The organism is Flavobacterium sp. WC2509, from assembly GCF_052683105.1.
Genome location: NZ_JBQZFG010000001.1, coordinates 1554266 through 1569187 on the forward strand (window position 1 = coordinate 1554266; position 14922 = coordinate 1569187).

Annotated in this window: 16 protein-coding genes; 10 read left to right on the plus strand and 6 right to left on the minus strand. The window is 32.9% G+C overall.

Annotation, left to right across the window (positions count from 1 at the left end; translation table 11 throughout):
• Nucleotides 1–92 precede the first annotated feature (92 nt).
• From ACUN3A_RS06565 to ACUN3A_RS06590, 6 genes are all read left to right on the plus strand, one after another.
• A complete protein-coding gene (locus ACUN3A_RS06565) occupies nucleotides 93–1037 on the plus strand; it encodes a lipid A deacylase LpxR family protein (protein ID WP_445550511.1) in 945 nt (314 codons plus the stop codon).
• A gap of 273 nt (nucleotides 1038–1310) precedes the next feature.
• A complete protein-coding gene (locus ACUN3A_RS06570) occupies nucleotides 1311–2369 on the plus strand; it encodes a 3-oxoacyl-ACP synthase III family protein (protein WP_445550512.1) in 1059 nt (352 codons plus the stop codon).
• Between the two features lie 205 nt (nucleotides 2370–2574).
• Nucleotides 2575–3102, plus strand: coding sequence for a methyltransferase (locus tag ACUN3A_RS06575; RefSeq protein ID WP_445550513.1), 528 nt, complete (start codon nucleotides 2575–2577; stop codon nucleotides 3100–3102).
• A gap of 56 nt (nucleotides 3103–3158) precedes the next feature.
• The gene (locus ACUN3A_RS06580; protein WP_445550514.1) at nucleotides 3159–4007 is read left to right on the plus strand and encodes a glycosyltransferase; all 849 of its coding nucleotides are present in this window, start codon (nucleotides 3159–3161) and stop codon (nucleotides 4005–4007) included.
• Nucleotides 4008–4087: 80 nt separating this feature from the next.
• Nucleotides 4088–4837: an MlaE family ABC transporter permease gene (locus ACUN3A_RS06585; protein WP_445550515.1), complete on the plus strand. Its 750-nt coding sequence runs from the start codon at nucleotides 4088–4090 to the stop codon at nucleotides 4835–4837.
• Nucleotides 4834–5595 (plus strand): ABC transporter ATP-binding protein, encoded by a 762-nt coding sequence (locus tag ACUN3A_RS06590; protein WP_445550516.1) that lies wholly within the window; start codon nucleotides 4834–4836, stop codon nucleotides 5593–5595. The genes ACUN3A_RS06585 and ACUN3A_RS06590 overlap by 4 nt, the downstream gene beginning before the upstream one ends.
• Before the next feature lie 90 nt (nucleotides 5596–5685).
• On the opposite strand, the gene ACUN3A_RS06595 is transcribed toward ACUN3A_RS06590, so the two are convergent.
• The 3 genes from ACUN3A_RS06595 to ACUN3A_RS06605 are packed head-to-tail and all read right to left on the minus strand — an operon-like array spanning nucleotide 5686 to nucleotide 8103.
• The gene (locus ACUN3A_RS06595) at nucleotides 5686–6741 is read right to left on the minus strand and encodes a mannose-1-phosphate guanylyltransferase (protein WP_445550517.1); all 1056 of its coding nucleotides are present in this window, start codon (nucleotides 6739–6741) and stop codon (nucleotides 5686–5688) included.
• Between the two features lie 35 nt (nucleotides 6742–6776).
• On the minus strand, nucleotides 6777–7376 hold the full coding sequence (locus ACUN3A_RS06600; RefSeq protein WP_445550518.1) for a SprT-like domain-containing protein: 600 nt from the start codon (nucleotides 7374–7376) through the stop codon (nucleotides 6777–6779).
• Nucleotides 7377–7425: 49 nt separating this feature from the next.
• Nucleotides 7426–8103: an SDR family NAD(P)-dependent oxidoreductase gene (locus ACUN3A_RS06605; RefSeq protein ID WP_445550519.1), complete on the minus strand. Its 678-nt coding sequence runs from the start codon at nucleotides 8101–8103 to the stop codon at nucleotides 7426–7428.
• A gap of 134 nt (nucleotides 8104–8237) precedes the next feature.
• Here ACUN3A_RS06605 and ACUN3A_RS06610 point away from each other — a divergent pair, with 134 nt between their 5' ends.
• Entirely contained in the window at nucleotides 8238–8807 is a 570-nt protein-coding gene (locus ACUN3A_RS06610; protein ID WP_445550520.1) for a GNAT family acetyltransferase, read from the plus strand.
• Between the two features lie 2 nt (nucleotides 8808–8809).
• Here the strand turns inward: ACUN3A_RS06610 and ACUN3A_RS06615 are convergent, their stop codons facing one another.
• Nucleotides 8810–9448: a hypothetical protein gene (locus ACUN3A_RS06615; RefSeq protein WP_445550521.1), complete on the minus strand. Its 639-nt coding sequence runs from the start codon at nucleotides 9446–9448 to the stop codon at nucleotides 8810–8812.
• Nucleotides 9449–9633: 185 nt separating this feature from the next.
• Complete coding sequence (locus tag ACUN3A_RS06620; RefSeq protein ID WP_445550522.1) at nucleotides 9634–10773, minus strand: acyl-CoA dehydrogenase family protein; 1140 nt, start codon at nucleotides 10771–10773, stop codon at nucleotides 9634–9636.
• A gap of 96 nt (nucleotides 10774–10869) precedes the next feature.
• Here ACUN3A_RS06620 and ACUN3A_RS06625 point away from each other — a divergent pair, with 96 nt between their 5' ends.
• The 3 genes from ACUN3A_RS06625 (at nucleotide 10870) to ACUN3A_RS06635 (ending at nucleotide 14063) form a co-directional block, all read left to right on the plus strand.
• Nucleotides 10870–11955 (plus strand): anhydro-N-acetylmuramic acid kinase, encoded by a 1086-nt coding sequence (locus tag ACUN3A_RS06625; protein WP_445550523.1) that lies wholly within the window; start codon nucleotides 10870–10872, stop codon nucleotides 11953–11955.
• A 262-nt stretch (nucleotides 11956–12217) separates the two neighbouring features.
• Nucleotides 12218–12802 carry a chalcone isomerase family protein gene (locus ACUN3A_RS06630; protein ID WP_445550524.1) on the plus strand — a complete coding sequence of 195 codons (585 nt, stop codon included), beginning with the start codon at nucleotides 12218–12220 and terminating at the stop codon, nucleotides 12800–12802.
• Between the two features lie 358 nt (nucleotides 12803–13160).
• Nucleotides 13161–14063: an energy transducer TonB gene (locus tag ACUN3A_RS06635; RefSeq protein WP_445550525.1), complete on the plus strand. Its 903-nt coding sequence runs from the start codon at nucleotides 13161–13163 to the stop codon at nucleotides 14061–14063.
• A 460-nt stretch (nucleotides 14064–14523) separates the two neighbouring features.
• On the opposite strand, the gene ACUN3A_RS06640 is transcribed toward ACUN3A_RS06635, so the two are convergent.
• The gene (locus tag ACUN3A_RS06640; protein WP_445550526.1) at nucleotides 14524–14919 is read right to left on the minus strand and encodes an ExbD/TolR family protein; all 396 of its coding nucleotides are present in this window, start codon (nucleotides 14917–14919) and stop codon (nucleotides 14524–14526) included.
• Between the last annotated feature and the right edge of the window lie 3 nt (nucleotides 14920–14922).

The window sequence follows — 14922 nt, forward strand, 5'->3', positions numbered from 1 at the left end:
GCTGATTCTCTATACTTTAGCCACTCGTTTAATTTTATTATTTTCACAATAGCATACTGATTATACGCATCTTAAAAGCAACTGGAATACAAATGAAAACTTTCGGCAAAATTTTATTTTTATTACTATTGTCTTCAAGCAGTATTCTTGCTCAAATCCGTACCAAAGAACTTGGTATGATTACCGATAACGATTCGTACACCTCTTCTAGAAACGACAGGTATTATACTAATGGTCTAACTTTTTTTTATCGTTATTTAGGAAAAACTACCGATACTACTATTGCAAAAAAAACGAATGATATCCTTTTAGGCCAATATATCTACACTCCTAGATTTTTAAATCCGAAAGCCGTTGACAAAAATGATCGCCCTTTTGCAGGATATCTTTTTACAGGCTTTGAAAAAAGTTTTTTTTATACAAATCAAAATGTTCTAAAGATTGGCTTACAAATTGGCACAATTGGACCTAATTCGTACGCAAAAGAAGTTCAATATGCAATTCATCAAATGCTTACTATAAATAAACCTAGCGGTTGGGAAAATCAAATTCATAATGCATTGGCTTTACAATCGCATTTTATGTTTTCAAAAAAGTTATTCCCAAAAGCAGAACAAAAAACTATCGATTTTAACTGGCAGTCCGAAGCCGATCTTGGAACTATTTTCACCAGAATTAGCACAGGCTTAGTTACACGAATAGGTTTCAAAAAACTACTGCCTATATCCAATTCTAATTTGTATGGAGCATCCGTTGGAACCACAAAAGGAAACAATAATGAATTTTATTTTTATATGGCACCAAGTATTCGATATCAAATTTATGATGCTACTATTCAGGGTAGTTTGTTTAATGACGATAGTCCAGTAACTTTTCCGGTCGTGCCATTGCGTTTTAATGCCAAAGCAGGATTCGTGTATCGTAAAAACAATTTCAATTTATCCTATTCATTTATTTTCACTAGTAAAGAAGTTGCTGATAGCCCATCTATTTCATTTTTTTATGGCTCTATTGGATTATCATTTTTATTAAGGTGATGCTTCACTTTTTGATAAAATTCCTTACTATCTTCTACTTAGGTTATAAATGGATTCACTTCAAAAATTGACTTTTTAACAAAAAACCTCCTCTTTGTTGTTTATAGAAATTCAAAGAATAAAATGCATTGTTTATTATTTTTCAATAAAAAATATTCAATAATTTTGCCGTCTACTTACTATTCTGTAATTATATGCGTGCATAGTATTTTTTTTGCCTTTTATAAGTTTATTATAATTAATTTAGCCGAAATATATCTGGAGATACTCAAAATGAAAATAAAAATAACTGGTATAGGAAGTTACATTCCTGAGAAAGAAATAGACAATACTGATTTTAGCGAACATGTTTTCTTGAACGAAGATGGTTCCCCTTTTGCATATCCAAACGAAGTTGTAATTAACAAATTCAAAGGGATTACAGGTATCGATAAAAGAAGGTATGCCGAAGATAATTATACCGCTTCTGATTTAGCCTTTTTTGCTTCTCAAAAAGCTATTGAAAATGCAGGCATAGATCCAGAAACCTTAGACTATATCATTTTTGCACACAACTTTGGTGATGTAAAATATGGTACTACCCAATCGGATATTATTCCAAGTTTAGCAACAAGAGTTAAACATAAATTACAAATAAAAAATCCAAAATGTGTTGCTTACGACATTCTTTTTGGTTGTCCAGGCTGGATTGAAGGCGTATTGCAAGCCAATGCATTTATCAAATCTGGAATGGCTAAAAAATGCCTTGTTATAGGTGCCGAAACTTTATCCAGAGTAGTTGATGCTCACGATAGAGATTCGATGATTTATTCGGATGGAGCTGGTGCTTCGGTTATAGAAGCTTCTGAAGATGAAGCGGGAATGCTTTCTTATGAAAGTGCCACTTATGCTGCAGATGAAGCTAATTTTCTTTTCTTCGGAAAATCATATAATCCAGAGTTAGATCCAGACACCAAATACATCAAAATGTATGGTCGTAAAATATATGAATTTGCCCTAAGTCAAGTTCCTGCAGCCATGAAAAGCTGTTTAGACAATAGTGGTATTGCAATTGGAGATGTCAAAAAAATCCTTATACATCAAGCTAACGAAAAAATGGACGAAGCTATCATTCACCGTTTTTATAAATTATATGGACAAACGCCTCCAAAAAATGTTATGCCAATGAGTATTCATGAATTAGGAAATAGTAGCGTAGCTACTGTCCCTACTCTTTTTGATCTTATTATTAGAGGAGAAATTGAAGACCAAGAGATTAACAAAGGAGATGTTATCATTTTTGCCTCAGTAGGAGCTGGAATGAACATCAATGCTTTTGTTTATCGTTACTAAGAGATTACCTGTACCTTTATATGCAAGCCCGCTTCACTTTTATTTGTGAAGTGGGCTTCTGTTTTAAATAGAAAATAAATCTTCGAATCTAAAGTAATTTCAAATTCAAATAATAGTGACAAATTTGAAATTAGAAACCGTATAAGAAAGAGAATCTTTATATTTGCAAACTCTAAAGCAACAGCTATAGCCTAAAAATAAAAACATGTACGAAAAAACGTTTCCGAATAAAAGATTCAAACATACCTTAGAGTTTTTACAAAAACATATTTCTACTTCTGAAACTATCTTTGATTTAGGTGTTCCAAATCCTTTTTCTAAAATTATGTTAGAAAACGGATATACTGTAAAAAACACTACTGGCGAAGATATCGACAACGATCAATCGGCTTTACAAAACGAAGAATATAGTGTTTTTACTGCTTTTGAAATCTTTGAACATTTATTGAATCCTTACACCGTATTAGAAAATGTAAAGTGCGATAAATTATTGATTTCAATTCCATTGCGTTTATGGTTTTCATCCGCTTATCGTAGTAAAACAGATATGTGGGACAGACATTATCATGAATTTGAAGATTGGCAATTGGATTGGCTTTTAGAAAAAACAGGCTGGAAAATTATCGCTAGAGAAAAATTTACCCATCCCGTTAAAAAAATTGGATTCCGTCCATTATTACGCTTTTTTACCCCGAGATATTATATTGTTTACGCTGAAAAAATTAAGAATTAAGATTACAGATTTTTTATCAATTGAAAATCTATAATCATCATTCAAAAATATTTTAAATGAACTACTACTTAATAATTCCTGCCTATAACGAAGAAGCTTTTATTGCTTTGACTTTGCAATCTCTCGTATCGCAAACTGTTTTGCCAAAAAAAGTAGTCGTGGTCAATGATAATTCAACGGATAAAACTGCCGAAATTGTTTTGGCTTTTGCCAAAGAAAATCCATTCATAACTTTGGTAAACAAAACTTCCGAGGCAATACATTTACCAGGAAGTAAAGTGATTCAAGCTTTTCACGAAGGTGAGAAACACATTGATGACAACTATGATATTTTGGTAAAAATTGATGCCGATTTGATTTTTCCTTCCAATTATTTTGAAACAATAATCAAACATTTTGAATCAGATGACCGAATTGGAATGGCAGGTGGTTTTTGTTATATCGAAAAAAACGGGGAATGGGTTTTAGAAAATCTTACTGATAAAGACCATATTCGTGGTGCATTGAAAGCATATCGTGCAGCAACTTTCAAGCAAATTGGCGGGTTAAAACCTGCTATGGGCTGGGACACTGTTGACGAATTACTTTGTAAATTCTACAATTGGAAAGTAGTAACAGATGAAACCCTACATGTAAAACATCTGAAACCAACGGGTGCTAACTATAACAAAACAGCACGTTACAAACAAGGAAAAGCTTTTTACACCTTAGGTTACGGATTTTGGATTACTTCCATTGCTTCTGCCAAATTAGCAATGATGAAGAAAAAACCACTTTTGTTTTTCGATTATATTGTAGGTTTTTGGAAAGCGAAATCTGCAAAAACACCTTTATTGGTTACTAATGAACAAGCAAAATTCATTCGCAATTATCGTTTACAAAAAATGAAGCAGAAACTTTTTTAAGTAAATCGACTGCTTTACTTTTTATTATTCACTGATTACTATTCACTATTTTCGTAATTTAGCCCATATTCTATATAACTATGATGCTTATTCGCTATTTATCCCAAATTGGGAAATATTTTTTGATGTGGAGAGAAATCTTCAAAAAACCAACAAAATGGTCTGTAATGAAAGGCTTAATTTTCAAAGAAGTCGAGGATTTAATTATTGATTCATTAGGTATTGTTGCTTTCATTTCTTTCTTCGTTGGTGGAGTTGTTTCTATACAAACTGCCTTGAACCTAACCAATTCTTTCATTCCAAAATATCTTATTGGATATGCCACTCGTCAATCAGTGATTTTAGAATTTGCCCCAACTTTTATGTCGATTATTATGGCTGGAAAAATGGGGTCCTTTATCACCTCTAGCATAGGTTCTATGCGTGTTACCGAACAAATTGATGCACTTGAAGTAATGGGGGTTAACTCCCTTAATTATTTAGTTTTCCCGAAAATTATAGCGTTACTTTTATATCCTTTCCTTATCGGAATTGGTATGTTTTTAGGTATTGCAGGTGGTTATATTGCAACTGTATATGGAGGATTTGGAGCTAATGTCGATTTTATTGAAGGAATTCAAAGAGATTTTATTCCATTTCACGTTATATATTCGTTTACCAAAACTTTTATTTTTGGAATGTTATTAGCCACTATCCCTTCTTTTCATGGGTACTATATGAAAGGTGGAGCTCTTGAAGTTGGTAAAGCTAGTACCATATCATTTGTTTGGACATCAGTTACTATTATCTTACTGAATTACATTATTACCCAATTACTCTTAACGAAATGATAGAAATTAAAAACATAGAAAAATCATTTGATGGTGTCAAAATTCTAAAAGGAGTTTCCAGTATTTTTGAGACAGGTAAAACTAATTTGATTATTGGTCAAAGTGGATCGGGTAAAACTGTTTTATTAAAATCATTACTAGGAATTCACACTCCAGAAGTAGGAACTATTTCTTTTGATGGACGTATTTATTCAGAACTTAATTCGGATGAAAAAAGAGAGCTTCGTACTGAAATAGGAATGCTTTTTCAAGGAAGTGCACTTTTTGACAGCATGACGGTAGCTGAAAACGTAGCTTTTCCATTAAGGATGTTTACTAATGATAGCAAGTTAAAAATTCAAAAACGAGTTGATTTTGTTTTAGAAAGAGTAAATCTGGTGGGAGCTCATAAAAAATTACCCTCGGAGATTTCGGGGGGGATGCAAAAAAGAGTTGCGATTGCTCGAGCTATTGTAAACAATCCTAAGTATTTATTTTGTGATGAACCTAATTCAGGATTAGATCCAAATACGTCTATTTTAATTGATAATCTTATCAAAGAAATAACTGTAGAATACAATATCACAACCGTTGTAAATACTCACGACATGAACTCTGTAATGGAGATTGGGGATAATATTTTGTTCCTGAAAAATGGCGTGAAAGCTTGGCAAGGAAGTAAAGAAGAAATTTTTAAAACTGATAATGAAGCTATTGTAGAATTTGTGTATTCTTCAGAATTATTTAAAAAAGTCAGAGAAGCGCATTTAAAAGAATAATCAAGATACAAACTCATTTGAATTTCAAAATAAAAAAAGGGTAGCATTATTAAATAATTGCTACCCTTTTTTAGTAATATATTTTCTAAATTATTTTAATTGAGAAATGATTCCTTTTATTTCTTGTTCTTTACTTTTAGGATAAATCAACAAAACTGAGTCCTTATCTACAATAATATAGTCTTCTAATCCATCTACAATCACTTGTTTACCTACAGCAGTACTAATGATATTATTCGAAGAATTTTGCAATAATACTCTAGCATTTACCACCGAATTATTATTTATATCCTTATCTAATTTTTCATGTAGAGACCCCCAAGTTCCTAAGTCGTTCCAATCAAAAGTTGCGGGAAGAACATATACATTTTTGGCGCTTTCCATCACAGCATAATCAATAGAAACGTTTTCTGCTAAGGCATAATTTTCTTCAATAAAAGATTTTTCAAAACTTGTATTATAACTTTCACACCCTTTTTGAAACAAAGCATTCATTTCTGGTTGAGATTTCTCAAAAGCTTCAGTTATCGATTTAACGCTCCAGATAAAAATCCCTCCATTCCATAAGAAATTACCACTTTGTAAAAATGATTTGGCCGTTTCATAATCTGGTTTTTCACGAAATTGTGATACTTTTTTTACCGGATTAACATCTGTTTTATCATATTCAATATAACCAAAACCAGTATTAGGAAATGTAGGTTGAATTCCAAGAGTCATCAATGCATTTTCATTACCACAAAAATCAAAGCATTGTTTCAAATTGGCAGCAAAAGCATTTTCATCTTCTATCCAGTGATCGCTAGGAGCAACAACCATTACAGCGTCTGGATTTTGTTTTTGAATTTTCAAAGAAGCATATAAAATACAAGGAGCTGTATTCCTCATTGCTGGTTCTAACAAAACTTGTTCTTGTTTTACCAATGGCAATTGTTCTAAAACAATCGAATTGTATTTTTCATTGGTTAAAATCAAAATATTTTCAACAGGAATCAATTTCGACAATCTGCTAAACGTTTTTTGGATTAAGGTTTCTCCCGCACCCAACATATCGTGAAATTGTTTTGGAAATTCACTAGTACTCACTGGCCAAAATCGAGATCCAACTCCACCAGCCATTATAATTGCGTAATAATTTTTATTCATTATACTATTTTTTTATGCTTCTTTATAGCATCTTTTTAACTAGGCAATAATTCCACCTCAGCATTTGGGTTAAATAAATATAGTCGTCCAGAGCTTACTTCCAAACATTCGTATCTTTTTGTTCGTATTGCTATTTTCTTAAAAATCTTTCCGTTAGAAATTCTAAAAACACTTCCATAAGGAATTTCAAAGATATAATTTTTATCATTGGGTTTATCATACTGTTTTAAAGCCAATGCTAATGTAGCATCTGTATCGCTACTTGCAGTAGGATTCTTAAAATGCCTGGCCAACAAAGGTAATAAATGATTTGGAAAAATCTCAGGCCTAATAAACGGCACCATCATCCTTTGAAAAGAATATTTCCATTCATCTCCGTGGGGTTTAATATTTCTTCCAAATTTTTCGAATGCCACCAAATGTGAAATCTCATGAATCAGCGTAATTAGAAACTTATACTTATTAAGACTCGAATTAACTGTGATTTCATGTTTTCCACTCAATCCTTTCCGGTAATCTCCATGACGTGTTTGCCTTTCATTGACAATTTTGAGATGCACTTGATGCGTAACAATCAGTTCAAAAACTGGTTTTACGGCATGTTCTGGCAAATATTTCAAAAGTGTATCAGACAAATTAACTATAGGATTTGGGTTTAAAAATAGTATTTAAAATTCTAAATACTTAAGGATTGGTTGAAGAAACTGGCAGTACTTTACCATTAAAGTATTTATTTCCAGTAAGAGTAAAATCATAAATATAATTGGCCATTTCACCTGCTGAAAGTGGTGCTTCATATCCTGGAAATGCTTCTTGTAACATTTCCGTTTGAACAGAGCCCAAAGCCAAAACATTAAAAGAAATCCCTTGCTCTTTATATTCCTCTGCCAATAATTCAGATAAAGTAATTACAGCTCCTTTACTGGAACTATAAGCAGCCAATCCGGCAAACTTCAAGCTTCCTTGCACACCTCCCATAGAACTAATCGTAACTACATGACTTCCTTTTTGCAAATAAGGTAAACAAATACGAGTCAAATTAGCCACTCCAAAAACATTGACTTTATATATATTTTCGAAATCATGTTGAGTTGTTTCCGAAAAAGGTCTTAATAATAAACTCCCTGCGTTATGTACAACTGCATCAATTTTCTGCCATGTAGATGATAAAAAATCCGTCACTTGTTGCAACTCTGTTTCATTAGACAAATCAACTGAAAGGAAAGTAATATTTTTATGGGAAAGCAATTCAGGATGCTCTTTTCTTGACAAAGCAAGTACTTGATGACCTGCATTGGCAAACTTCAAAGCCAACTCGAAACCTATTCCTCTTGACGTACCTGTAATAATGATATTTTTCATTCTAATATTTTTGCTAAATTAAAAAAAATCCATCAAGTATATAACTAGATGGATTTTTTTAAGATAATAATATCCAAAAACCTTACTGCAATTTTACTTATTTTTACAAAAACAATTCCAACTAGAATCCAAAAATGATTGAAAACATTCACTTTGAAGCAGCCAAAAACTCAGATATAGAAGGTGTAATCGCTTTACAAGACATTTATTTAGTATCCAATATGACCGAAGAAGAAAAAGCTTCAGGATTTGTAACGACTCCTTTTTCTATAGAACAATTACAAGAGGTAATTCGTCAAGAAGGTTTATTTATTGCTAAAGACAACAACAAAATCATTGCTTATATTTTTGCTGCCAGCTGGCAATATTTCAGTCAATGGGGAATTTTCAATCATATGACTCCATTGCTTCCTGGGCTTACGTTCAAAGATTTTAATCTTACAGATAGTAATACTTTTCAATATGGCCCTATTTGTATTGACAAAAAATACCGAGGAAAAGGTTTGATTAATCCTTTCTTTGACTTTATGAGAATTCATCTTTTGAAAAGATTCCCTGTATGCATCACTTTCATCAATAAAACCAATATACCTTCGCAAAAAGCGCATATTGAAAAATTAAAATGGACTGTTATTGGTGATTTTCAATTCAATAATAACAATTATTTTATTTTGGCTTATGATATGAATCAGTCTTCACTATAAAATTATTTAATGTATTTTTTATAAACTTTAGACGCTTGAAAAACAGCCAAAACTATAAAAAACACCGGAATACCGATTGGCATGATATATCTTGAAAAAGAAAATGTGGTATGCGATAAAGAATCTAAAACGACTATTGCGAGCATCATTCCAAAAAAAGTTCCCAAAAAGGTTCCTACTATATAATGGAATTTAAGTTTACCCAATAACACAATATGGTTGGCATTTATTAGATATAAATTCCACCCGACCCAAAATGGTATTTGAAGAAAATTCAATGCACACAAAACCACTCCAATCAAGAAAGGAGAATATTGAATATAATGCTGCAAATAATTATGATTCTGTGTCGTTTGCCCTGAGTAGGCATAAAACAAATAAGCCAACAACAATAGAAAAAGTACAGCCAAAAAATCAATAACCTTCATTAATTTTTTATTATTCACTAATTGGTTTGCAAAAATCACAGTGAAATACACTATCACAGTCTGAACAATAACGACTCCAAATAAAAAAAAGAGCAATGAATGCATTCCTAATTTAGAGAATACCTCAACCCCAATAATATTTAAATATCCTAGTGGTAATGAGCCTAAGAAACTTACAATAAATCCGACTGCTATATTTTTGAAAGGCTTCATTTTTATAAAAATAAGCCACTAAGTTACTAAGATTCTAAGATGCAAAGTTTTTTTCTGTCTAATTTTCATCCCTAAAAAACGAATATATAAAGATCTAAGTTATTAAAATCAAACAATTAATTAAAAAGAAAAATCCAAACTCGAAATTCAAGTTTGGATTTTATGTCGATTTAATAAAAAATCAATTATGCTATTAAAGTTCTTGAAATTACAATACGCTGAATTTCGGAAGTTCCTTCATAAATCTGGGTAATTTTAGCATCGCGCATCATACGTTCTACGTGATATTCAGAGACATAACCATTTCCTCCGTGAATTTGTACCGCTTCAATAGTAACATCCATTGCAGTTTGAGAAGCAAACAATTTGGCCATTGCTCCTGATTGCGAAATATCCTTTCCTTCGTCTTTTTGGCTAGCCGCATGTAAACACAACAATCTGGCTGCCGAAATTTGGGTAGCCATATCCACAAGTTTAAAAGCAATCGCTTGATGTTTGAAAATTTCTTTACCAAACGTTTTACGCTCCTGCGAATATTTCAAAGCCAATTCATAAGCGCCTGTTGCTATTCCTAAGGCTTGAGAAGCAATACCAATACGCCCTCCGTTTAAAACTGCCATAGCAAAATTAAACCCAAAACCATCAGCTCCAATTCTATTTTCTTTAGGCACTTTTACATCATTAAATAATAATGAATGAGTGTCAGAACCTCTAATGCCCATTTTCTTTTCTTTTGGACCAATATCAAATCCAGCCCAGCCTTTTTCAACAATAAAAGCATTGATTCCTTTGTGTCCTTTTTCAATATCAGTTTGGGCAATCACTATATAAGTTGACGCTGTTCCCCCATTGGTAATCCAATTTTTAGTTCCGTTTAACAAATAATGGTCACCTTTATCAATTGCGGTTGTTTTTTGTGAAGTAGCATCAGATCCGGCTTCTGGTTCAGAAAGACAAAAGGCACCAATCACCTCACCTTTGGCAAGTGGAACAAGATATTTCATCTTTTGTTCTTCGTTACAATATTTTTCTAATCCTGAACAAACCAAAGAATTATTTACGGACATAATAACTGCTGCCGAAGCGTCAATTTTAGCAATTTCTGTAATCGCAAGCACATAGGAAACACTATCTAACCCAGAACCACCGTATTTTGGATCAACCATCATTCCTAAGAACCCAAGTTCAGCCATTTTCTTGACTTGCTCAGTAGGAAATTTAGAGTACTCATCTCTTTCAATTACACCCTCTAACAATTCAGTTTGAGCAAAATCTCGCGCTGCTTGCTGAATCATTAAATGTTCTTCGGTTAGATTAAAATCCATAATAATATAAAATAAAGTGTGATTTTTGTTTTAAAAATATTCTCAAAGGTATATTTTAATTATCAAATTTTCAATTTTGAATCGTAAATTTGGCCTATGAAAAAAGATTACTATAACGTTATCGGAGTTATGTCAGGAACTTCGCTTGATGGAGTCGATTTAGCACATATTCAATTCCAAATAAAAAACAATAAATGGACATTCGAGATCCTCGAATCCGCTACTATACCTTACGATTCTAATTGGATTAGTATCTTAAAAACAGCTGTAGATTACAATGAAAATCAACTGATCGAATTAAATAAAAACTATACTCAGCTTCTTGCTACTATTATTACTAATTTCATAAGCAAAAATGCAATTGAAAACCTGGATGCAGTTTGCTCTCATGGTCACACCATTTTACATCAACCTCAAAACGGTTTTACACTTCAAATTGGGAATTTACCCGAAATTGCCCAATTAACCCAACAAACAGTTGTTTGCGATTTTAGAGTTCAAGATGTTCAGTTAGGAGGACAAGGCGCACCGTTAGTTCCAATCGGTGATCATATCTTATTTTCTGATTATGATTATTGCATGAATTTAGGTGGTTTTTCGAATGTTTCTTTTGAAGAAAATAACACCCGAATTGCATTTGATATTTCGGCTGTCAACACTGTACTTAATTTTTATGCCAATCAATTAGGATTCGATTATGATGACAAAGGTAAAATTTCCCGAACTGGTCATTGTAATGTAGATTTACTAAATGAGTTGAACTCCTTAGACTTTTATCAAAAAAAACATCCTAAATCATTAGGCTTTGAGTTTGTAAAAGAAATTCTTCTACCCATGATTGAACGTTATCCTATTTCCATCGAAGATAAATTAAATACATTTACAGAACATATTGCTATTCAAATAGCATTCTCCTTAAATAGTTTTGAGTCTCAAAAAAACGATGAAAAAAGCATGCTTATTACAGGAGGCGGTGCTTACAATGACTTCATGATTGAAAGAATTCAATTTCATTTGCCCAAAATGAAGATAATTATACCCTCTCCTAAAATTTTAGAATTTAAAGAAGCATTAATTTTTGGCTTATTAGGCGTTTTAAAATTGCGAGGAGAAGTTAATGCTCTTCAAAGTGTTACTGGAGCACTTCACGATCATAGTTCTGGGATAATATATAGCAATTAAACTAAAAAAAAAGCCTTTTTTACAAACTCAAACTTTCATTTTTAAATCTAGTTCTACTACTCAAATCAATTTTTATCACAATAGGAATGAATTTATAACATTTCCCTACTTCACTGTAAGTGTTTATTTACTAAGAACTTGTGAATTTGCAAGAAATAATTAACTATAACGTTATAATATGCACATTCAGCAAAATAAAGCATCATTAACGTATCATTTTTAATAATTTAGCATTAATTTTGCGCGAAAATTAAAAATTATTATGATTGTTAAAAAAATAGTATTAGGATTAACTCTTATTATTTCAGCCCTGTTTTCGTCTGAAGCCATCGCTCAAAAGCAAATTGTATTTGAAGGAGTAACTATCCCTAGAACGATGAAATTTGAAAACAAAACGTTACAACTTAATGGTGCAGGTTCTAGATCCAAAATGTGGGTAGAAGTTTATATTCAAGCTTTATATTTGAATCCATTATCTCAAAATGCTAAAGAAATCATTAATGACAATTTAGAAATGTCTATCCGAATTGAAATTACTTCAGCATTGGTTTCGTCAGGCAAATTAACAAGAGCTTTGAATACTGGATTTGAAAAATCTGCTGGAGCTGATTTTGAAAAATACAAGCCAAGAATGGAACTGTTAAAAGGTTTTCTATCAGATGAAATCACTAAAGGAGATGTTTTCGAACTAACCTATTCTACAACAGACAGTTCAATTTGGATTATAAAAAACAAAGAACTTAAAGGAAAAATACCTGGATTCGATTTCAAAAAAGTCTTTTTCGGAATTTGGTTAGGCGACAAACCAGTCGATGAAGAATTAAAAAATAGTTTATTAGGCATCTAATATTAAATGTCATTATTCCAAAAATGCCCTATAATGCCGCAGTAAATACTACATTTACAAAATGAGCATGAACTTGGTTGCCAATACCAATAAAATCATGCTCATTTTAATTAAAAAACCATATTGGTTTTTATATTATTAATTCAGAATCCCCCAAACACAAAAGTGCTTTTAGCTATTTTAAAAAAATAGAAAAGCACTTTTTTTATGCAATTATGAAAGAAGGAGATCATAAAACGCGTTGGATTCATTTTTTTATTTCGTTCTAAGGTTTAACACTCACCCCGTTTTTTATTCTTGACAATTTTTAGTACTTTTCAACGTTTTTATAAGTACACTTTTTAATTCAATTTTACCAATGAGTTCTCCCCTTTCAACCGATCAAAAGAAATCATTACTCCTATCCATACTCCTTTATGCATCATTGTTATTGCTGTTATTCTTCATTCGCTTTTGGCCACCTGCCAATCTGGAAGAAATGATAGGTAGCGGCGGAGGTGGCGGTGGCGTTACCTTAAATTTTGGCGACAGTGATTTAGGATCAGGTAAGAATACAAAAAGTGAGACCTTGAATGTTCAAAATCAAGCCAAACAAACTCCTGTAAAAAACACGCCTCAAGAATCCATTTTATCGCAAGAGAATACCACCGAAGAAAGTGTTGTTATTCCACAAAAAGAAAAACCTAAGAAAACCGAAGTCGTTGTCAAAGAGACTCCTAAACCTGAGGTCGTAAAACCAAAAGTATCCAATTCTACTAATGATGCGTTATCCAGCATTCTAAAAGGCTCCAATAAAGGAGGCGATGGCGATGATAAAACCGCTGGTAACAAAGGAAAATCCAACGGAAGTTTAGCTGCAACAGGCTATTACGGCACTGGTGGTTCTGGCGGAGGAACTGGTGGCGGTAACGGAACTGGAAATGGCATAGGCAATGGTAGTGGTTATGGCGCAGGTAGCGGCGGTGGCTCTGGTGGCGGTACTGGTGGTGGCTCTGGCTATTCGCTTGGCAACAGAAAAGCACTCTCCAAACCAGCTCCCAAATACACTTGCAACGAATCTGGCAAGGTGGTCGTAGAAGTTTCTGTCGATCGAAATGGGAACACCATAAATGCTACTGCCGGGATAAAAGGTACAACCAATACTGCAAAATGTCTATTAGATCAGGCGCGAATTGCCGCTATGAATACCAAATGGGACGCCAGCTCTGAGGCTCCCGAAAAACAAGTGGGCAAGATTGTTTATAATTTCAATCTGAATTAGAAGAATAATTAGGAGCATACCTTTTTCGGTTCCAATTACCATTTGTCCCGCTGTCCGTTATATTCCCGATTAACAAAAACTACGGCAAAAAAGCCTTGTTTTTCTAAATCGGGAGATGTCACTTCCATCGGGGCTATTCTAGAAATTTAGTTTTTCAGAAGAACTTTTCCTCAAAAGCTATCGAAACACATAAACGACTCCGCATGTCTTTGCGAGGAACGAAGCAATCTCACTAACATGGTCAACCAATCTAAGTAATTATCGAAAAGGAAGTACGGAGTGAGTTTGCTTCGTTCCTCGCAATGACTCAGTTTGTGTGTTGCAGAATGTCGCGTGAGGGATAGAAATAAGCTACCAAAGTAGCATGGATAGCCCGACCGCAATAAAAAATGGGGCAACTCTAGATAATCTAAAGTAGCCCCATTTTTTATTGTGGTCACGCCCAACTGATTTTTATAATTTACTTCGGACTTGTAGCGATGACAAATTTTAAGTTGTTCTTCACTCCTATTTGCAGAACATCGACCAAATCCTGCACTTGCAAATTAAACGGAATCCTTACAATAACCGTTTGGTCTTTTTGAGTACTAATCTTAGACATCAACGTAGTTTCCAGCTCTTCGAAATCAACGGGTTGTTTATCGATGAAGAATTTCTTATCCTCGGTAACCGATAAACTTATGTATTGATGGTTGGTTTTTTCGTTAGTTTTTGACTTTGGTAGTGTCATTTTGATGACATTCGGATTTGCCAAAGTGGAAATAATCAAGAAAAACAGCAACAAAAAAAACATAATATCACTCAAGGAGGAAGTAGCTACTTCGGCGTGAAATCTTCTTTTTCTTTTGATTGACATGAC